Origin of the sequence: Streptomyces sp. NPDC057307 (genome assembly GCF_042667665.1) — a bacterium.
GTDB lineage: Bacteria > Actinomycetota > Actinomycetes > Streptomycetales > Streptomycetaceae > Streptomyces.
Window position 1 is genome coordinate 67,614 of sequence record NZ_JBHUZM010000008.1, and the last position, 18,116, is coordinate 85,729.

The 18,116-nt window shown below is 72.1% G+C and carries 19 protein-coding genes; 16 read left to right on the forward strand and 3 right to left on the reverse strand.

Features of this window, described 5'->3' with window-relative positions; genetic code table 11:
* The 12 genes from ACFUN8_RS05310 to ACFUN8_RS05365 all read left to right on the forward strand — a co-directional run bounded on the left by ACFUN8_RS05310 (position 1) and on the right by ACFUN8_RS05365 (position 10,873).
* On the forward strand, positions 1–1,008 hold the full coding sequence (locus ACFUN8_RS05310) for a NifU family protein (protein ID WP_383631707.1): 1,008 nt from the start codon (positions 1–3) through the stop codon (positions 1,006–1,008).
* Positions 1,005–1,754 (forward strand): DUF5947 family protein, encoded by a 750-nt coding sequence (locus tag ACFUN8_RS05315; RefSeq protein WP_383631710.1) that lies wholly within the window; start codon positions 1,005–1,007, stop codon positions 1,752–1,754. The genes ACFUN8_RS05310 and ACFUN8_RS05315 overlap by 4 nt, the downstream gene beginning before the upstream one ends.
* On the forward strand, positions 1,751–2,461 hold the full coding sequence (locus ACFUN8_RS05320) for a DUF6084 family protein (RefSeq protein WP_383631713.1): 711 nt from the start codon (positions 1,751–1,753) through the stop codon (positions 2,459–2,461). The genes ACFUN8_RS05315 and ACFUN8_RS05320 overlap by 4 nt, the downstream gene beginning before the upstream one ends.
* Positions 2,458–4,005 (forward strand): hypothetical protein, encoded by a 1,548-nt coding sequence (locus ACFUN8_RS05325; protein WP_383631716.1) that lies wholly within the window; start codon positions 2,458–2,460, stop codon positions 4,003–4,005. The genes ACFUN8_RS05320 and ACFUN8_RS05325 overlap by 4 nt, the downstream gene beginning before the upstream one ends.
* Positions 4,002–4,121: a DUF6893 family small protein gene (locus tag ACFUN8_RS05330; protein ID WP_381963171.1), complete on the forward strand. Its 120-nt coding sequence runs from the start codon at positions 4,002–4,004 to the stop codon at positions 4,119–4,121. The genes ACFUN8_RS05325 and ACFUN8_RS05330 overlap by 4 nt, the downstream gene beginning before the upstream one ends.
* Positions 4,122–4,149: 28 nt before the next feature.
* On the forward strand, positions 4,150–4,356 hold the full coding sequence (locus ACFUN8_RS05335; RefSeq protein WP_383631719.1) for a hypothetical protein: 207 nt from the start codon (positions 4,150–4,152) through the stop codon (positions 4,354–4,356).
* 6 nt (positions 4,357–4,362) lie between these two features.
* Positions 4,363–4,905: a hydrogenase maturation protease gene (locus ACFUN8_RS05340; protein ID WP_383631722.1), complete on the forward strand. Its 543-nt coding sequence runs from the start codon at positions 4,363–4,365 to the stop codon at positions 4,903–4,905.
* A 2-nt stretch (positions 4,906–4,907) separates the two neighbouring features.
* A complete protein-coding gene (hypF, locus tag ACFUN8_RS05345) occupies positions 4,908–7,544 on the forward strand; it encodes a carbamoyltransferase HypF (RefSeq protein ID WP_383631725.1) in 2,637 nt (878 codons plus the stop codon).
* Between the two features lie 52 nt (positions 7,545–7,596).
* The gene (locus tag ACFUN8_RS05350; protein ID WP_383631728.1) at positions 7,597–7,893 is read left to right on the forward strand and encodes a HypC/HybG/HupF family hydrogenase formation chaperone; all 297 of its coding nucleotides are present in this window, start codon (positions 7,597–7,599) and stop codon (positions 7,891–7,893) included.
* On the forward strand, positions 7,890–8,993 hold the full coding sequence (hypD, locus tag ACFUN8_RS05355) for a hydrogenase formation protein HypD (RefSeq protein ID WP_383631731.1): 1,104 nt from the start codon (positions 7,890–7,892) through the stop codon (positions 8,991–8,993). The genes ACFUN8_RS05350 and hypD overlap by 4 nt, the downstream gene beginning before the upstream one ends.
* Before the next feature lie 164 nt (positions 8,994–9,157).
* Positions 9,158–10,150 (forward strand): hydrogenase expression/formation protein HypE, encoded by a 993-nt coding sequence (hypE, locus tag ACFUN8_RS05360; protein ID WP_383631878.1) that lies wholly within the window; start codon positions 9,158–9,160, stop codon positions 10,148–10,150.
* Positions 10,151–10,873 (forward strand): DUF6390 family protein, encoded by a 723-nt coding sequence (locus tag ACFUN8_RS05365; RefSeq protein WP_383631734.1) that lies wholly within the window; start codon positions 10,151–10,153, stop codon positions 10,871–10,873.
* Positions 10,874–10,928: 55 nt separating this feature from the next.
* Here ACFUN8_RS05365 and bla read toward each other — a convergent pair whose 3' ends face one another.
* Positions 10,929–11,858 carry a class A beta-lactamase gene (gene bla, locus ACFUN8_RS05370; protein ID WP_383631737.1) on the reverse strand — a complete coding sequence of 310 codons (930 nt, stop codon included), beginning with the start codon at positions 11,856–11,858 and terminating at the stop codon, positions 10,929–10,931.
* 158 nt (positions 11,859–12,016) lie between these two features.
* Between bla and ACFUN8_RS05375 the strand changes: the two genes are divergently transcribed.
* The 3 genes from ACFUN8_RS05375 (at position 12,017) to ACFUN8_RS05385 (ending at position 14,950) form a co-directional block, all read left to right on the forward strand.
* Positions 12,017–12,943 (forward strand): LysR family transcriptional regulator, encoded by a 927-nt coding sequence (locus ACFUN8_RS05375; RefSeq protein ID WP_383631881.1) that lies wholly within the window; start codon positions 12,017–12,019, stop codon positions 12,941–12,943.
* Positions 12,940–13,884 (forward strand): serine hydrolase, encoded by a 945-nt coding sequence (locus ACFUN8_RS05380; protein ID WP_383631741.1) that lies wholly within the window; start codon positions 12,940–12,942, stop codon positions 13,882–13,884. The genes ACFUN8_RS05375 and ACFUN8_RS05380 overlap by 4 nt, the downstream gene beginning before the upstream one ends.
* Before the next feature lie 133 nt (positions 13,885–14,017).
* Positions 14,018–14,950, forward strand: a complete 933-nt coding sequence (locus ACFUN8_RS05385) for a hypothetical protein (RefSeq protein WP_383631746.1) — start codon at positions 14,018–14,020, stop codon at positions 14,948–14,950.
* A gap of 7 nt (positions 14,951–14,957) precedes the next feature.
* On the opposite strand, the gene ACFUN8_RS05390 is transcribed toward ACFUN8_RS05385, so the two are convergent.
* Both ACFUN8_RS05390 and ACFUN8_RS05395 read right to left on the reverse strand, forming a co-directional pair.
* On the reverse strand, positions 14,958–15,659 hold the full coding sequence (locus tag ACFUN8_RS05390) for a beta-glucanase (protein ID WP_383631749.1): 702 nt from the start codon (positions 15,657–15,659) through the stop codon (positions 14,958–14,960).
* Positions 15,660–15,714: 55 nt separating this feature from the next.
* Positions 15,715–15,984: a hypothetical protein gene (locus ACFUN8_RS05395; RefSeq protein ID WP_383631752.1), complete on the reverse strand. Its 270-nt coding sequence runs from the start codon at positions 15,982–15,984 to the stop codon at positions 15,715–15,717.
* A 615-nt stretch (positions 15,985–16,599) separates the two neighbouring features.
* On the opposite strand from ACFUN8_RS05395, the gene ACFUN8_RS05400 reads away from it, so the two are divergent.
* Positions 16,600–18,108 carry a PHB depolymerase family esterase gene (locus tag ACFUN8_RS05400; RefSeq protein WP_383631755.1) on the forward strand — a complete coding sequence of 503 codons (1,509 nt, stop codon included), beginning with the start codon at positions 16,600–16,602 and terminating at the stop codon, positions 18,106–18,108.
* The last annotated feature ends 8 nt before the right edge of the window (positions 18,109–18,116 follow it).

Below are 18,116 nucleotides of genomic sequence, written 5' to 3' on the forward strand. Positions count from 1 at the left end.
GTGACCGAAGTGACCGAGGCGTCGTCCAAGGCGCCCGAGGCGACCGAGTCGTCCGAGGCGTCCGAGGCGTCCGAGGCGTGGCGGGCGACCGGAGAGCGTATCGACACCCTGATCGCCGCCAGCGCGGCCGGCGGTGTCGTGGCCCGCGAGCGCAGCGAGGAACTGGTACGGCTCGTCACCGACTTCTACGGCGCCGGCCTCGAACGCCTCCTCGACCTCGTCCACGAGCACGGGCGGCTGGACGACAAGATCCTCGCCGCCCTCGCCGACGACGACCTGGTGGCCAGCGTGCTGCTGGTGCACGGACTGCACCCGTACAGCGTGGCGACACGCGTCGAGAACGCGCTGGACAGCGTACGGCCGTACCTCGGCTCGCACGGCGGTGACGTCGAGCTCCTGGGCATCACGGACGAAGGAGCCGTACGGCTGCGGCTGTTGGGCAGTTGTGACGGCTGCCCGTCCTCCTCCGCCACCCTCGAACTCGCCGTACAGGGCGCGGTCGAGGCGGCGGCGCCGGAGATCACCACGATCGAGGTCGAGCCCGCCCAGGGGGCCGCGGCCGAGGCCGCGGGACCGCTGGTGCCCGTGGACGCCCTCTTCTCCCGGCTACACGACGCGGACCCCGGCAACGCCGGCGTGGACGCGGGCGCGACATGGGAGTCGGTCCCCGCCCTGCTCGCTCTGGAGTCCGGCGGCGTGGAGCGCTTCACCGCCGGTGGCCTGCCGGTGGTGGCCTGCCGGATCGGCCCCGACCTGTTCGCCTTCCGCGACCGGTGCGCCCGGTGCGAGCGCCCGATGGAGGGCGCCACCCTGGCCCGCCGGCTCGGCGGCGGCTCGGGCGACGGGGTGCTGCGCTGCTCCGCCTGCCACGCGCACTACGACGTACGGCGGGCCGGTGCCTGCCTCGACGCGGAGGCCGACGGGGCGCATCTGGACCCGTTGCCGCTGCTCGCGGACGGGGCGTCGGTCTCGGTCGCCGTACCGGCCACGCCCGTGGCCGCGACATGAGCGCGCCCACGGGCCGCCGCACCGTGCCCCAGGGCCGCGCCGCGTCCCCGGTCGCCGCGCTGCTGCGGGTCAGCCGCAACCGGCCCGAGCCGGTCGTCGGTGAGCGCTGCGAGATGTGCGCCGCGCCGATCGGCGAGGAGCACCAGCATGTGGTGAACCTGGAGAGCCGCAGCCTGATGTGCGGCTGCCGCGCCTGCTATCTCCTGTTCACGGACGACGGCGCGCAACTGCGCTACCGCGCGGTCCCCGACCGGTATCTGCGCTTCGACGGGCTCCCGTTGGACGCGCGCACCTGGGACGAGCTGCAGATTCCGGTGGGTCTGGCCTTCCTCTTCCGCAACTCCCTGCAGGACCGCACCATCGCCTTCTACCCCGGCCCGGCCGGGGCCACCGAGTCGGAGCTGCCCCTCGACGCGTGGTCGACCATCGTCGAGGCCAACCCCGAACTGGCCGTGCTGCGGCCGGACGTCGAGGCGCTGCTCGTACGCCGCACCGACGCGGGTGGCGGCGGCGGAGGGCGCGAGATCGCCGCGTCCTGCCACCTGGTCCCGATCGACGCGTGCTACGAACTGGTCGGGCGACTGCGCACACTGTGGCGCGGCTTCGACGGCGGCCGGGAGGCGCACGACGCGATGGACGCCTTCTTCGCGCACGTCCAGGCCCGAAGCAAGCCCGCGCCTCCCGTGCCCACCAAGGTTGTTGACGAAGCGTCAGCACCGGTCGGCGCCGGGGGCGATGGCTCATGAGCGGTCCGACAGCCCCGGGGCTGGAGTTCTCCGTACAGGACATCGTCGCCGAGCCGTACAGCGCCACGCCCCAACTGACCGCGCGACTGCGGATCGAGGACGGCACGGACGAGCGGATCCACGCGATCGTGCTGCGTTGCCAGGTCCGTATCGAACCGCAGCGCCGCCACTACGGACCGGCCGAACAGGAGTCCCTGCGCGGCCTGTTCGGGGAGCGCGAGCGCTGGTCGGACACGCTGCGGCCGTTCCAGTGGATGCAGTGCCACACCACCGTGCAGGGCTTCACCGGCTCCACCGAGGTCGACCTCGCGCTGCCCTGCACCTACGACTTCGACGTCGTCGGCTCCCGCTATCTGCACGCGCTCGGCGACGGGACGGTGCCGATCAGCCTGCTCTTCTCGGGCACCGTCTTCACCAAGGGTGGCGGCAACGGCGCTGGCAGCGGCGGCGGTTCGGGCTTCGGCGTACGGCAGGTGCCCTGGGACTGCGAGGCGCGCTATCAGCTGCCGGTCGCCGTGTGGCGGCAGATGATCGCGGCGCACTTCCCCAACTCCGGCTGGATCAGGCTGGATCACGACGTGCTGGCCAGCTTCGCCGACTTCCGGGAGCGGCGCGGACTGATCAGCTGGGACGAGACGGTGACCACGGTGCTGGCGGACGCGCGGGCGCGGGCCGCCGCCGACGAGATCGGTGAGGTGGTCACATGACCCCGGCGACGCCCGTCAGTCCGGTCGTTCCCCCGGTGGGGCTCGACCATGTCCGTACGATCGCCGACGCGGTCCTGTACGAGGGCTACCTGCTCTACCCGTACCGAGCCAGCTCCCACAAGAACCGATCGCGCTGGCAGTTCGGCGTCCTCGGCCCGCCGGACGCGTCGCCCGGGAGCTTCGCCGAGGCGCCGGGCATGGCGATGCAGTGTCTGCTGACCCCGCCCGGCGAGACACCCGAGGGCGCGAGCGCCCAGGTCACCGTGGTTCTCCGCTTCCTCCAGCTCCAAGTGCGCGAAGTGCAGAAGCTGGAGGAGGACGGCAGCCACACCCCCGTAGGCGAACTGACCGTGGACGGTGTGTCGGTGCTCAGCTGGGACGAGGCCGTGGAGCGGGAAATCGCCCTCGGCGGCGTCCCGTTGGACCGGCCGACGGACCGGCCGCTCACCGTCGCGGGCGGCGAGGACATCGAGCCGGTCACCGACGCGCGGGGCGTCACGGTGGGCCGTATCGTCCGCCGCCGTGCCGAACTGGCCGCCCGGGTCCGTACCGAGACCGCCCTCGACGACGGCTTCGTCCGGCTGACCGTCTCGGTCGACAACGAACACGCGGCGACGGCCGCCGACAAGGACGCGGCGATCCGCGCCTCGCTGATCGGCTCACACCTGCTGCTGCGGGCGCGGGGCGTGCGGTTCGTCTCCCTGCTGGAGCCGCCCGCCGAGGCGTCCGCCGCCGCCGGCCGCTGCAGGCAGCGCCGTTGCTGGCCCGTACTGGCGGGGGCGAAGGGCAGCACGGACACCGTGCTCGGCGCGCCGATCATCCTGTACGACCACCCGGAGGTGGCCGAGCAGAGTGCCGGGGCCCTCTTCGACTCCACCGAGATCGACGAGATCCTGACGCTCCGGGTGATGACCATGACGGACGTGGAGAAGGCGGAGGCGCGGGCGACCGATCCACGCGCCCGCGAGATCATCGACCGCTGCGACGCCATGTCACCGGCCGACCTCCAGCAGCTCCACGGACTGCTGAGCGACCCGCACGCCGATCCGTACGGCGATCCGCGCGTCGAACCGCTCGTTGATCCGTACGCCGCCCCGCACGTCGACCCGCGCGACAGGCGTGTGGATGCGCCTGACTCGCCTGCCGATCTGCGGGACGCCGAGCCGGCCCCCTTCGACACCGGCGGCGCGCCCTGGTGGGACCCGGCGGCCGACGCCGCCGTGTCGCCCGGCTCCGACGCCGTCATGATCGACGGGGTCGCCGTCGCCAAGGGCAGCCTCGTCCGCGTACACCCGTCCCGCCGCGCCGACGCGCAGGACCTCTTCTTCGCGGGCCAGGTGGCACGGGTGACCGCCGTGCTCTCGGACGTCGACGGCGGCGTACACGTCGCCCTCGTCCTGGTCGACGACCCGGCGGCCGACATGCACGACTGGTACGGCCGCTACTTCTACTTCGCCCCCGACGAGCTGGAACCCCTGCCTGACATCCCCGGCACCTCCGGCACCCCCGATTCACCGGAACACCGGAAGGAGAACCCCTCGTGAGAATCCTCGGAATGGTCACCGCGGGTGCGGCCGCCGCCATGGCGGTCGTCGCCGTCGCCGTCGGCGTGCGCTCGATCCCCGACATCCGCAGATACGTCCGCATGCGCGCGATGTGAGCGCGTGCACGAATGAGAGGAGCATCCGATGACTGACACCGCACGTGGACACCACGACGAAGAACCGCAGGAGGAGCGGGGCCCGAAGGGGTCGCGCGACACCGGGTCGGACCAGCCCTCCGGCGGTCCCGCCGACCGGCCCGCCGGCCGCTCCGACAAGAAGTCGGACACCTCGGTGAAACCGCAGAAGCCCACCGACCCGGACGCGCCGAACCTCCAGTCCGGCGGAAACTGACGCGACGTGACCAGAGGCGTGCTCGTTGCCGGCATCGGCAATCTCTTCCTCGGCGACGACGGTTTCGGCCCTGAGGTCGTACGCCGGCTCGCCGCCGACCCCGGTGCGCCGCTCCCCGGCGGCGTCCGGGTCGTCGACTACGGCATCCGTGGCATGCACCTCGCGTACGACCTGCTCGACGGGTACGACGCGCTGGTGCTGGTCGACGCGTACCCGGGTGGCGGCGCACCCGGCGAGCTGACCGTTCTGGAGGTCGGTCCGGACGACCTCGGAGCGGGTGAATTCGACGCACACGGCATGAATCCGGTATCTGTCCTGTCAAATCTGGGCCAACTGGGCGGTACGCTTCCGCTCACCCACGTTGTGGGATGCACCCCCGCCGACGTCGAGGAGGGCATCGGCCTCAGTGAGGCCGTCGCCGCCGCCGTACCCGGAGCGGTGGCGGAGGTGCGCGCGTTGGTCCGGCGGCTGTCGGCGGCCGGACCCGCGTCCACGCCCGAAGCCGCATCCACATCCGCATCCGCGGCAGCCCGGACCCGGAGGTCCTGATCATGTGTCTCGGCATCCCCGGGCGAGTGGTGGAGATCGTCGAGGGGTACGCGGACCAGCTCGCCCTCGTGGATGTGGAGGGCGCCCGGCGCCGTATCAACGTCGGCATGCTCGACGCGCCCCCGGCCGCCGGCGACTGGGTCCTGCTGCACATGGGCTTCGCGATGGAGATCATCGACGCGGAGAAGGCGGCGGAAGCGCTGTCGGGCCTGGAGATGATGGGCAGCGGCGCCCGCGAGCCGGAGGCCGACGAGCCGGGAGTCCGTGCGACTGACGGCTATCTGCCGGAGGCCGTCGAGCCCCGAGCCGTCGAAAACCAACAGCCGCGTGTACGGCGGCGGTTCGAGGTACGCGGGGTCGTCCAGGGCGTGGGCTTCCGCCCGTTCGTCTACGTCACCGCCGCCGCACTCGCGCTCACCGGCTCCGTGGCCAACACCGGCTCCGGCGTCGTGGCCGAGGTGGAGGGCCACGCCGACGCGGTCGCGGAGTTCGGCCGCCGGCTGCAGGCCGACCCGCCCCCGCTGGCCGTCGTGGAGTCCGTGTCCGTGACGGATCAACCAACCACCGGGGGAGCGGAGTTCGTCATCGCGGACTCCAGCACGGCCGACCGGGTACGCACCCTGGTCTCGCCCGACACCGCGACCTGCCAGGACTGTCTGGCCGAACTGGGCGATCCGGCCGACCGCCGCTACCGCCACCCCTTCATCACCTGCACGCACTGCGGCCCGCGCTTCACGATCGTCACCGGTCTGCCCTACGACCGCGCGGCGACGACCATGGCGGCGTTCGAGATGTGCGACGACTGCCGCGCGGAGTACGGCGACCCGCGCGACCGCCGCTTCCACGCCCAGCCGATCGCCTGCCACGCCTGCGGCCCACGTCTCGAACTCATCGGCGGGAACGGCGAAGTGATCGGCGACGGCGACCAAGCGCTGCGCGCCGCAAGGCAGTTGCTCGCCGAGGGGAAGATCGTCGCGGTCAAGGGACTGGGCGGCTACCACCTCGCCTGCGACGCCCGCGACGAAGCGGCCGTCACCGAACTACGGCGCCGTAAGCAGCGCGGCGGCAAGCCCTTCGCCGTCATGGTCGCGGGCCTCGACGTCGCCGAGCGACTGGTGACGACGGGGGAGGACGAGCGGGCTCTCCTGAGCGGTGGCAGAAAGCCGATCGTCCTGCTGCCGCGCCGTACCCCGACGGCGGGCGCCGGCGTCGCCGCCGCCGTGGCGCCCGGTAACCCGGACCTCGGTGTGCTGCTCCCGTACACCCCGCTGCACGTCCTCCTCCTCGGCATCGGCGACGACACCCCCGGCCCCGACGTACTCGTCATGACCTCCGGCAACCGGTCCGGCGAGCCCATCGTGACCGACGACGCGAAGGCGCTGACCGAACTCGCCCCGCTGGCCGACGCCTGGCTCCGGCACGACCGCCCCATCCAGGTGCCGTGCGACGACTCGGTCAGCCGGTTCGTCGCGGGCGCCGAACTGCCCCTGCGCAGGTCGCGCGGTTACGCGCCGCTGCCCCTCGCGCTGCCCTTCGACATCCCGCCGCTGCTCGCCGCCGGCGCCGACCTGAAGAACACGTGCGCGCTCGGCGAGGGCGGCTACGCCTGGGTCAGCCAGCACATCGGCGACATGGACGACCTCTCCACGGTCGACGCGCTGACCCGCACGGCGGCCCATCTCGGGCTGCTGACCGGTGTCGAACCGGAACAGCTCGTGGCGGACGCGCACCCCGGCTACCGCTCCGGCGACTGGGCCCGCGCGCACGCCAAGGGCCGGGCCGTACGCACCGTGCAGCACCACCACGCGCACATCGCGTCCGTGATGGGCGAGCACGGTCTCGGCCCCGACGAGAGCGTCATCGGCTTCGCGTACGACGGCACCGGCCACGGCCCCGACGGCGCGGTGTGGGGCGGCGAGACGCTGATCGCCGACTACAAGTCGTACCGCAGGGCGGCCCACTTGGCGTACGTACCGCTCGCGGGCGGTGACGCGAGCGTGCTGCGGCCGTACCGAATGGCACTCGCGCATCTGCGCGCCGCCGGGATCCCCTGGGACGAGAAACTGCCCGCCGTCGCCGCCTGCCCGGCAGACGAACGGGACGTGCTGGCACACCAGTTGGCGACGGACTTCGGCTGTGTGCCGACATCGAGCATGGGCCGGCTGTTCGACGCGGTGGCCTCACTCGCGGGCGTACGGCACCAAGTGGCGTACGAGGCGGAAGCCGCGATCGCGCTGGAGGGCCTCGCCAGATCGGCGCCGGAGGAGCCCGCCGGAAGCGCCTACGCCTTCGGGCTGCCGACCGGGCCCGATGCCGGAGAGCCGATCGTCGCCGACCCCGGCCCGGTGATCCGGGCGGTGGTCTCCGACGTACGCGCGGGCGTTCCGCCGGAGCTGATCGCCGGGCGCTTCCACGCGGCCGTCGCGGCCCTGACCGTCGACCTCGCGGAACTGTGCCGGCAGCGGACCGGACTCGGCGTGGTGGCTCTCGGCGGCGGGGTCTTCCAGAACGCCGTCCTGCTCGAATCGACCCAACGAGCCCTGAGAGCGGCGGACTTCACCGTCCTGCGTCCCCGTCTGCTGCCGCCCAACGACGGCGGCATCGCCTTCGGCCAACTGCTGGTCGCGGCGTCCGGCTGACCCCGCCGAACGCGCATCAGGTCACACCATCCAGAGAGAAGGAAGAGGCGCCATGTGTCTGGCAGTCCCCGGGCGGGTGCTCAGTACGGCCGAGGTCGACGGCACCGTGATGGCCCAGGTCGACTTCGGCGGCGTACGTAAGGAGGTCTGCCTCCAGTACATCCCCGACGCGGAGATCGGCGAATACGTCGTCGTCCACGTCGGCTTCGCCATCCAGCGGCTCGACGAGACGTCGGCCCTGCGCACGTTGGCGAACTTCGAGCAACTCGGGCTCCTGGAGGAGGAGTTCGGCGACGGCTTCGAACTCGCCGCCAGACAGCGGGAATCAGTGGAAGGCACCGGACAGTGAAGTACCTCGACGAGTTCAGCGACCCCGATCTCGCCAAGCGGCTGGTCGACCAGATCCACGCGGTCACCACCCGCCCCTGGGCGATGATGGAGGTCTGCGGCGGCCAGACCCACTCGATCATCCGGCACGGTATCGACCAACTGCTGCCCGACGGAGTGGAGATGATCCACGGGCCGGGCTGCCCGGTCTGTGTGACCCCGCTGGAGATCATCGACCGGGCGCTGGCGATCGCCGCCCGCCCCGGTGTCATCTTCTGCTCCTTCGGCGACATGCTGCGGGTGCCCGGCAGCAGCCAGGACCTGTTCTCGGTGAAGAGCGCGGGTGGCGACGTACGCGTCGTGTACTCCCCGCTCGACGCGTTGAAGATCGCCCGAGACAACCCCGACAGGGAAGTCGTCTTCTTCGGCATCGGTTTCGAGACGACCGCCCCCGCCAACGCCATGACGGTCCATCAGGCCCGACGTCTCGGCGTACGGAACTTCTCCCTGCTCGTCTCGCATGTGCTCGTACCGCCCGCGATCGCCGCCATCATGGAGTCCCCCACCTGCCGGGTACAGGCGTTCCTCGCCGCCGGGCACGTGTGCAGCGTGATGGGGACCTCCGAGTACCCGCCGCTGGCGGAGAAGTACCAAGTCCCCATCGTCGTCACGGGATTCGAACCGCTCGACATCCTCGAAGGCGTCCGCCGCACAGTTCTGCAGCTCGAACAGGGCCGCCACGAGATGGAGAACGCCTACCCCCGCGCCGTACGCGACGAGGGCAACCTCCCCGCCATGGAGATGCTGCGCGACGTCTTCGAGGTCACCGACCGGACCTGGCGCGGCATCGGCATGATTCCCGGCAGCGGGTGGCGACTGTCGGAGAAGTACGCGGAGTTCGACGCCGAGCGCAGATTCGACGTGGCCGACATCCGCACCGCCGAGTCGGCGCTGTGCCGCTCGGGCGACGTACTCCAGGGACTGATCAAGCCGCACGAGTGCGCCGCCTTCGGCAAGGAGTGCACCCCGAGGAATCCGCTGGGCGCCACGATGGTGTCCTCCGAAGGCGCGTGCGCCGCGTACTTCACCTACCGCCGACTGGAACTGGTCGATGCGAAGTGACTGAGACCGAGACTCAGAGCCAGACCGATACCGAGACCGAGATCCGGGGCGGGGCCGGGACGACCGACCACGTACCCGCCCCGGCGCCCGTACCCGACGGCAACGGCCTCGACTTCGAGAGCTGGACCTGCCCCGTCCCCCTCCGCACGACCCCGACGGTCGTCATGGGCCACGGCGGTGGCGGGGCGATGTCGGCCGAGCTGGTCGAGCACCTCTTCCTTCCCGCGTACGGCTCCGCCGCCGCACCCGAACTGGGCGACTCCGCCGTACTCACCGTCGGCGACGGCACCCGACTGGCCTTCTCCACCGACTCGTTCGTGGTCAGGCCGATGTTCTTCCCCGGCGGTTCCATCGGGGACCTCGCCGTCAACGGCACCGTCAACGACCTGGCGATGTCCGGCGCGACGCCGCTGTTCATGTCGTCCGCGTTCATCCTCCAGGAGGGCACGGCGCTCAGCGATCTCGGCCGGATCGCCCAGGACATGGGCGCGGCGGCACGGGCGGCCGGGGTCCGGCTGGTCACCGGCGACACCAAGGTCGTCGACAGCGGCAGCGGTGACGGCGTCTACGTCAACACCTCGGGGATCGGGGTGATCCCCGAGGGCGTCGACATCGGCCCGCGCCGCGCCGCGCCCGGCGACGCCGTGCTGATCAGCGGCGACATCGGGGTGCACGGTGTGGCCGTGATGAGCTGCCGGGACGGCCTGGACTTCGGTACGACGGTCGAGAGCGACACCGCGCCCCTGCACGGGCTGGTCGGCGCGATGCTCGCCACCGGCGCCGACATCCATGTGCTGCGCGACCCCACACGCGGTGGCGTCGCCGCCTCGCTGAACGAGATCGCCGCCGCGTCGGGGGTCGGCGTCGAACTGATCGAGCGGGACCTGCCCGTACCGCACACCGTGCGCGACGCGTGCAGCCTGCTCGGGCTCGACCCGCTCCAGGTGGCGAACGAGGGAAAGCTGATCGCGATCGTCCCCGCGGACCGCTCCGACGAGGTCCTCGCCGCCCTCCAGGCGCATCCGCTGGGACGCGGAGCCCGCCGGATCGGCACCTGCGTACCCGACCACCCCGGCATGGTGGTGGCCAGAACCGGGCTCGGCGGCTCCCGGGTCGTCGCTCTCCCCGTCGGCGAACAACTCCCGAGGATCTGCTGAATGAGCGAGCGCGGCGCGGTCCTCTTCGCGCGGTACGCCTACCCGCCCAACGAACTCGGCTACTGCGGCCCCACGGACTCCGCGGCGCTGCTGCGCCCCGCCGACACCGAGGGCATCGAGCGGGGCGCCCGCCAGTTCGAGGGCGCCTGGTGCTACCTCGAATTCCTCGCCGAGACGGCCGGCCTCGACGACCCGCTCGACGAGCGCGTCGTCGAGGCGTACTGGATCGGCAACGACCTCCTGGACCGGGCCGACCCGGCGGCCCTGCTGGCCCGTATGCGCGACCGCTTCCGCGGCCAGTTGGGCGGCACCTGGCGCGAGGCGTCCGACCGCGCCCTCGCCCACCACAGCTTCCAGGTCTTCGACGTCTACCCGTGGGCGGAGTTGCTGCGCTCCTCGGGCAATCCGACGGCGCTGTCGGTCCTCGGCCAGTGCCGCATCCGCACGGGCGTGGTCCGCTCGGTCGCGGGCGAGTCGGCCACGGTCGAGTCCCGCCCGCTCACCTGGACGGGTACGGCCCTGATCCCCGGACCGCCCCGCGAGGAGTCCGTGCGCTGGTCGACGGGGGGCCGCTCGCTGATCCCGGGGCTCGCGCCCGGGGACCTCGTGGCGCTGCACTGGGACTGGGTGTGCGACGTGGTCACGGAGGCGCAGGCGGCCCGCATCGAATCGACCGAGGCCGGGCAACTCGCGGCGCTGGAGTGTGCGCCCGCGCCGGGCTGACGCGCGGTCCGACGCGCACGCGGACCCGCGGGCTGCCCCGCAGGCTGACGCGTGGTCAGGCGAGCGCGCCGAGGGCGACCTTGGCCGCTCCGGCGAGCAGGGCGTCGTCGGGCTCGGCGTCCTTGGCATCACGCCGGGAGAGCACGGCGATGGCGATCGGGGCGGCCTTGGGCGGCCAGACGATGGCGATGTCGTTACGGGTGCCGTAGCCGCCCGTGCCGGTCTTGTCGCCGACCTGCCAGCCGGCCGGGGCGCCCGCCCGGATGACGTTGTCACCGGTGGTGTTGCGTTTGAGCCAGTCCGTCAGCACGGCGCGCTTGGTGGGGGCGAGGGTGTCGCCGAGGACGTACGTACGCAGATCGGTGGCGAGCGCGCGGGGTGTGCTGGTGTCGCGGAGGTCGCCGGGGGCGGCTTCGCTGAGCGCCTCCTCGTAGCGGTCGCACCGGGTGACGCGGTCACCGATGGAGACGAGGGCGGCTTCGAGGTTCTTGGGGCCGCCGATCTCACGGAAGAGGAGGTTGGCCGCTCCGTTGTCGCTGTAGCGGACGGCGGCGTCGCACAGCTCGCGCAGGGTGAGGCCCGTGTCGAAGTGCTTCTCGGTGATCGGCGAGTAGCCGGCGCCGGCCAGATCGTCCCGGTCGTACCGTACGAGCCGGTCGAGCCGGCCGAGGGAGTGCTTTTCGAGCATGACGGCGGCGAGCAGCGCCTTGCAGGTCGAGGCGTACGCGAATCGTTCGTCCGGCCGGTGGGTGATGGACCGGCCGTTGCCGGTGTCGATCGCGTAGACGCCGAGCCGGGCGTCGAACTTCCGCTCCAGATCGGCGAAGGCGCGCCTGGTCCGGGCGTCGGGCGTGGGCGGGGCACCGGACGGGGGCCGGCTGGCCTTCGTGGCGGCCTGGGTGCTCGTGTCACACCCGATGAGGGGGAGGGTCGCGAGGCCGGTCAGGGTGGCGAGTGCGGCGCGGCGGGAGGTGTGGCGGGACATGTGGCGGCGGGTTTCCTCTCGTACAGCTCTGCTCGGACGCTTCGCCCCGAGGAGAACAACGCCCGCCCGTTCACGTCCAAGACCGATATGGCTCATGCATCGATCAATAATCAGTATGATTGCTGGTCGTGGACCTGATACGCCATCTCCAGTGCTTTGTGGCTGTTGCGGAAGAGTTACATTTCGGCCGCGCCGCCCAGCGTCTCGGCGTGGCCCAACCACCCTTGTCGCAGCGCATCCAGCGCCTGGAGCGGGAGTTGGGTGTCCGCCTCTTCGAGCGCTCCAGCAGGCAGGTGACGATCACCAAGGGAGGCACACTCCTGCTCGACGAGGCCCGTCAGTTGCTCGCGCACTCGGAGGCGCTGATGGCCACGGCCCGCCGTATCCAGGACGGTCACAGCGGGCTGTTGCGCGCTGCCCTGCCGCCCGACATCACCGGTGAGTCCGTGGCCGCGATCCTCGCCGGTTTCCAGGAGCGCGAGGGCGGTGTGGAGCTGGAACTGCACGAGCTGCCGACCGCCGAGCAACTCGCCCGACTCGCCTCGCACGACCTCGACGTCGGCCTCATCCACCACCCCTGCGACGTGTCCGGGCTGGAGCTGGGCCCCGTCCTGCGCCACGAACTCGGCGTCCTGCTGCCGCAGGACGCCGCCGAGTCACGGCTCGAAACGGTCCCGCTCGCCGCACTCACCGGCTACGACCTGATCCTCTTCCCCCGCGCCCACGCCCCGGCCGTCCACGACGAACTCCTGACCACCTGTGCCCGGCACGGCTACACCCCCGCCGCGGTCCGGCACGGCCAGGGACCGAGCTTCATACGCGGTCTGCTCCTGTCCAGCCGCGCCATCGCCTTCGGCCCGCGCGACGCCCACCGGCCCGGGGACCCCGACCTCGTCTGGCGCCCACTGAGCGGCGCGCCGCTGGCCTGGCGGCACTCGGCGGCCTGGCCACGGGGCCGGGGCGACGCCGCCGTACGGGCCTTCGCCGACACCGTCACCGACGCCCTGGGCCGTACCGCCTCCGCCGGCCCCGACGTGTCCTCCGGCCCGCTGCATCTGCGCCCGACGGCGGAGTACTGGATATGACCGAGCCCACCACCCGCCACCACCCACGCAACCACGCGCGCGACCGCATTCACGCCGCGTTCGCCGAAGCCGGCGTCACCGGCTGGCTGCACGCCGTGGACATCGACTCCGGCGCACAGATCGACGCGGGCGCGGATCAACCGGTCGTCACCGCGAGCGTCCACAAACTCTGCCTGCTCGTCGCGCTCCATCAGCGCGCCGAGGCGGGGCACCTGGCCCTGACCGAACAGGTCGAGTCCCCGGCCGACGGCCGTACGCCGGGGCCCACCGGGCTCTCCGCCATGCTCGATCCGGCTCGTCTCTCCCTGCGCGACGCGGCCTATCTGATGATGGCCGTCAGCGACAACACCGCCGCCGAGCTGCTGCTGGCACGCGTCGGCCTCGACGCCGTCAACGACACCACCGAGCGGCTGGGCCTCACCCGTACCCACGCGGTGCAGACCTTCCGCGAGTTCATCACCACCATCCGGGAGGACGCGGGACAGGGCGGGCCGCAGGCCCTGGCCGATCCCCAAGTCCTCGCGCGCATGCGCGCGTTGGACCCCGCCCGGACCAACCGCAGCACCCCGCGCGACATGACCCGCCTCCTCGGCGCGATCTGGCGCGACGAGGCGTGCACCCCCGAGCACGGCGCGGCGGTCCGCCGTCTGCTCGGTCTCCAGGTGTGGCCCCACCGGCTGGCCTCGGGCTTCCCGTTCGACGAGGTGCACGTCGCCGGCAAGACCGGCAGCGCACCCACCCTCCGTAACGAGGTTGGCGTGATCGAATACCCCGACCACGGCCGCTACGCCGTCGCGGTCTTCACCCGCGCCGCCAGCCCGGCCGCCGCCCTGCCCGCGGCGGACGCCGTCATCGGCACCACGGCCCGCATAGCGATCGACGCGCTGCGCAGCCCCGATCCGCGTGCGGCGAGTGGCCTTCGGGGGAGGCCGGGTGCGTAGTTGGTGAGCCTTGGGATGTCGGACAGGCTGGTTCTCGTCCACGGGGGGACATGGGCCTTCGCGCAGTAGTACTAGTCTCATCGGCGAAGCGGGATATCCGTCGTACGACTGGGACGCACTGAGCGGGGCGGTTGTGGAAGAGCACCGGGCTGACACCGATGCCGAGCGGGAGGAGACCCCCCGCGACGACGCGTCGGACCTGAGCGACCGGCTCGGCCGGCTGGAGCGGGTGGTCGCCGGGATGGCGGCCGAGGCTGCCGCGCGCGGTGGGGGTCCCGGGCCGACGGAGGCGGGGGCCGAGGAGGTCGGCGACTCCGCGCCCGTGGCGGAACCTGAGGAACAAGCGGCGAACGACAGGCAGTCCGACGCTCCTGAGACGCCTGAGGCCGAGCCGGAGGCGGAGGCCGAGACCGAGACCGAGGTCATCCCCACCATCCCCCCGGAGCCGGAGCCGGAGCCGGAGCCGGAGCCGGAGCCGGAGCACGTGCCCGTGCCGGGGCCGTCCGTGTTGTACGACGAGTCGGCACCGTACGACGACACGGCCGCTCCTCGGCGGAAGCGTCTGCGCCGGATCGGCTGGGTCCTGGCGGGATCCTGCGTCTGCTGCGCCGTCGTGCTCGGCGGCACGATGATCGGCGGCTCCGCGCCGCCCTGGCTGTCCATACCGGGGGTCACGGAGAACAACGACGAGAGTCCGGGGAACTCCTCGCCCCGTCCGGCGGATTCGGTCTCGGGCGCGCCGGAGGCCGGACCGGGCGAGAGCGGAGCACCGGGGGCAGGAGACGCCACCCGCACCGGGGAGGCCGCGGAACCCTCGGCGGGCGCACGGTCCGGCGGCAGCGGCTCGCCCGACCCTTCCCCGACGGAGACCGGCGCCGTATCACCGTCCGCGACATCGGGAAGTCCGAGCGCGCCGGAGGCCACGACGTCACAGTCCCCCACAGGCGGCACCGGCACCGGTGGTTCGGGCTCCGGCACGCCGACACCCTCCGACACCCCGACCGACCCCCCGTCGGAGGACACCGATCCGCTCGGCGGCCTTCTCGGGGGACTCTTCGGCGGCTGACCCGGAATCAGGGGCGGTGGATGAGGAGCTTGGTGACCTCGTACGACATCTCCGTCGTGCTCGGTTCCGGGGGTGGGTGGTAGCGGCCCGCGCAGACCGAGAGGTTCACGATCAGGTGGGCCTGCCAGTTTCTGCCCACGCCGGAGCGGTTGGTGTAGGCGCGGGTGCCGTTGACGTACCAGACCACCGAGCGGGCGCCGAGGCGGACCTCGAAGTCCACCCAGGCGCCGGGGCGGATCGCCTTGTCGCGGTAGTAGCGTTCGCCGCCGTTCACATGGTTCGACAGCTCCAGCAGGTCCGGGTTGTCCGGGTGGTACTCGAACACGTCGATCTCGTTGCCGCCGTCGAGCCAGGTCCAGATCGCCGGCCAGGCCCCTTGCTCCTTGGGGAGCCTGACCCGGGCTTGGAGGATGTCGCCCGTGCGGACCATGAAGTCGTCGGGGCTGCCCTCGGTGGTCAACAGGCCCGTGTACCAGGTGCCTTGGGGCATCCGGGTGGCGCGGAAGACGCCGGTCCTGCTGTAGGCGGGGTCCGGGGTGAGGTAGTCGAGTTTGTCGTCGTCCGGGTTGGTGGGGCCGCTGTCGGGATAGGCCCAGGAGCGGCCGGCCACCCACTGGTCCTCGGACGAGAAGTCGGCCGTGAAGACCGGGCGGCCATGGGGGGAGGGGGAGTTCGCGGACTCGTCCGCCGTACCTGGGGATCCGACCATGTGGGTATACGTACCTGCTGGGGCGGCTGACGAAACGCCATAAAAGACCGCACAGTTACTCGACCTGGTCGTACCGGCCCAAGAAACGGAACGTCCCGCCCCGCGCCTGGAAGAGGAAGTACAACGGGCTGTTCGGCTCCAGGGCGCGCGCGACCAGACCCACGGCGTCGTACGCCTCCGGGGACCAGCGCCCGGCTTCCGCGCCGTACTTCTCGCGGTAGGCCGTCCTGAAGGTGCGGGACACGCTGCGGGGGTCGGTGAAGGGGGCGCCGAACAGCCAGTCCTGGCCCGCCGTTCCGGCCTGTCGGAGGAAGACCGGGCTCATGATGTGCCAGGTGCCCAGGCGCGGTCCCGTGAAGCCTGCGCCCGCGCGTTCGGGAGCCGGTCGGGGGCGATGTCGACGACTTCGGTCGGGGTCGGGGAGCCGGTCGGTGGGGGGCCACCCTTCAGGGAGGGCTTGATCTCTGACGGTTCGTCATCGCCGCCGGAGGGTGCAGCCCGCGAGCAGTACGACGCCCATCACCGTGGCGCAGCCAAGGCGTGTCACTCGGCCCATCACGACCACAAGTCCCCCATGATTCCCCGTCCGCCACCATCCGGATCCCACGATGCTGGGCGTCAACTCGCATGTGGTAGCGACCGGTTGACGATCTCGTGGCAGAGCCGTACCGCATCCGGCACACAGCCGGTGTGAACACCGCCTGACCGGCGGGTGGTTGGGCCGGACTGGTCCTGAGCGTCCAACGCCCCAACGCCGCACCCCGCCCCCTAGCACCGCGCCGCGCTCCCCGCAACAGGTGGCGGCCCCCCTGCGGCCGCCGCGTTGTGGAGCGCCGCCACATTCCGTGGCGGTCCGCGCGCTTCCTACTGTGACCGCACCCCACTCCGGCCGTCGTCCCTCCTGAGGGCGACGGCCGGACCAACGTCGCGGGAGGTCACCGTGTTTCACGTATCGCCGTCCCACTCGGGCCGGCAGGCATCCACCCCCACCCGACGGCGCGGGCGTCCGCGTCGCGTCCTCGGCCGTGTCGCCGCCGCCCTCGCCCTGGCCGCCGGAATCGCCCTGCTCCCGCCCGCGCCCCGGGCGGAGGCCGCCGTCGCCCTTGAGCGGGTGACCAGCTTCGGGGCCAACCCCGGCAACCTCAACATGTACGTCCACCGTCCCTCGTCCCTCCCGGCGAACGCGCCGGTGGTCGTCGCGCTGCACGGCTGCACGCAGTCCGCCCAGATCTACGCCGACAACTCGGGCCTGGCCACCTTCGCCGACCGGCACGGCTTCCTGCTGGTCCTCGCCGAGACGACGTCCCTCAACAACGCGAACAAGTGCTTCAACTGGTTCCAGGCCGCCGACATCGGCCGTGGCCAGGGCGAGGCCGCGTCCGTCCGGCAGATGGTCGCCCACGCCGTCTCGGCCTACGGCGCCGACGCCGGCCGGGTCAATGTCACCGGGCTCTCGGCCGGCGGCGGTATGACGGCCGTCATGCTCGCCGCCTATCCCGACGTCTTCAAGGCGGGCGCCGTGATGGCCGGACTGCCGTACGACTGCGCCACGGACGTCCTCGGGGCGTTCACCTGTATGAGCCCCGGCGTGGACCGTACGCCCCAGGACTGGGCGCAGCGCGTACGGAACACCTACCCCGGCTACACCGGCCCCTGGCCGAAGGTGTCCGTGTGGCAGGGCGACAACGACCCCACCGTCGTCCCGAGGAACGCCGACGAACTGCGGGACCAGTGGACCCAGGTGCACGGCCTGGACCAGACGCCCGACCGCAGCTCCACCGTCGGACCCAACAACACGCGCCGGGACGAGTATCTGGCCGGGGACGGCACCGTCGCCGTGGAGGTCAACCGCGTCCCGGCCATCGGGCACGGCACGCCCGTGGACCCCGGCGGCGGCGCCGAGCAGTGCGGGGCGACCGGCACCGCGAACTTCATCGACTCGATCTGCTCCAGCTACTGGGTCACCCGCTTCTTCGGACTCGACACGTCCGCGCCGGGCCCCGGAGACCTGTCCGCCCCGACCGGACTGCGGTCCACGGGCGTGACCGGCTCCTCCATCGCGCTGGCGTGGGAGCCGGTGCCCGGCGCGACCGGCTACGCGGTCTACCGCGGCGGTACGCGGGTGGGCGCGCCGGCCGATCCCCGGTACACCGACAGCGGTCTGGCCGCCGGGACCACGCACACGTACAGCGTCGCGGCGCGGGGCGCGGACGGTGCCGAGGGCGCCCGCTCGGCGCAGGTCACGGCGGACACCACCGGAGCGGCGGCGACCTGCTGGACGGCGAGCAACTACGAGCACGTACGGGCCGCGCGGGCGACCACCAGCGGTGGTTACGTGTATGCGAAGGGTTCGAACCAGAACATGGGCCTCAACAACACGTTCGTCATCCGCACGCTCAAGGAGTCCCCGACGGGTTACTACGTCCTCGCCGACGCTCGCTGCCCCTGACGGATGGG

What these genes read in the sequence shown, in the direction of transcription:
- ACFUN8_RS05315 (WP_383631710.1), top strand. Translation starts at nt 1,005, where the DNA reads ATGAGCGCGCCCACGGGCCGCCGCACCGTGCCCCAGGGCCGCGCCGCG.
- ACFUN8_RS05320 (WP_383631713.1), top strand. Translation starts at nt 1,751, where the DNA reads ATGAGCGGTCCGACAGCCCCGGGGCTGGAGTTCTCCGTACAGGACATC.
- ACFUN8_RS05325 (WP_383631716.1), top strand. Translation starts at nt 2,458, where the DNA reads ATGACCCCGGCGACGCCCGTCAGTCCGGTCGTTCCCCCGGTGGGGCTC.
- ACFUN8_RS05335 (WP_383631719.1), top strand. Translation starts at nt 4,150, where the DNA reads ATGACTGACACCGCACGTGGACACCACGACGAAGAACCGCAGGAGGAG.
- hypF (WP_383631725.1), top strand. Translation starts at nt 4,908, where the DNA reads ATGTGTCTCGGCATCCCCGGGCGAGTGGTGGAGATCGTCGAGGGGTAC.
- ACFUN8_RS05350 (WP_383631728.1), top strand. Translation starts at nt 7,597, where the DNA reads ATGTGTCTGGCAGTCCCCGGGCGGGTGCTCAGTACGGCCGAGGTCGAC.
- hypE (WP_383631878.1), top strand. Translation starts at nt 9,158, where the DNA reads ATGGGCCACGGCGGTGGCGGGGCGATGTCGGCCGAGCTGGTCGAGCAC.
- ACFUN8_RS05365 (WP_383631734.1), top strand. Translation starts at nt 10,151, where the DNA reads ATGAGCGAGCGCGGCGCGGTCCTCTTCGCGCGGTACGCCTACCCGCCC.
- bla (WP_383631737.1), bottom strand. Translation starts at nt 11,858, where the DNA reads ATGTCCCGCCACACCTCCCGCCGCGCCGCACTCGCCACCCTGACCGGC.
- ACFUN8_RS05380 (WP_383631741.1), top strand. Translation starts at nt 12,940, where the DNA reads ATGACCGAGCCCACCACCCGCCACCACCCACGCAACCACGCGCGCGAC.
- ACFUN8_RS05390 (WP_383631749.1), bottom strand. Translation starts at nt 15,659, where the DNA reads ATGGTCGGATCCCCAGGTACGGCGGACGAGTCCGCGAACTCCCCCTCC.
- ACFUN8_RS05395 (WP_383631752.1), bottom strand. Translation starts at nt 15,984, where the DNA reads ATGAGCCCGGTCTTCCTCCGACAGGCCGGAACGGCGGGCCAGGACTGG.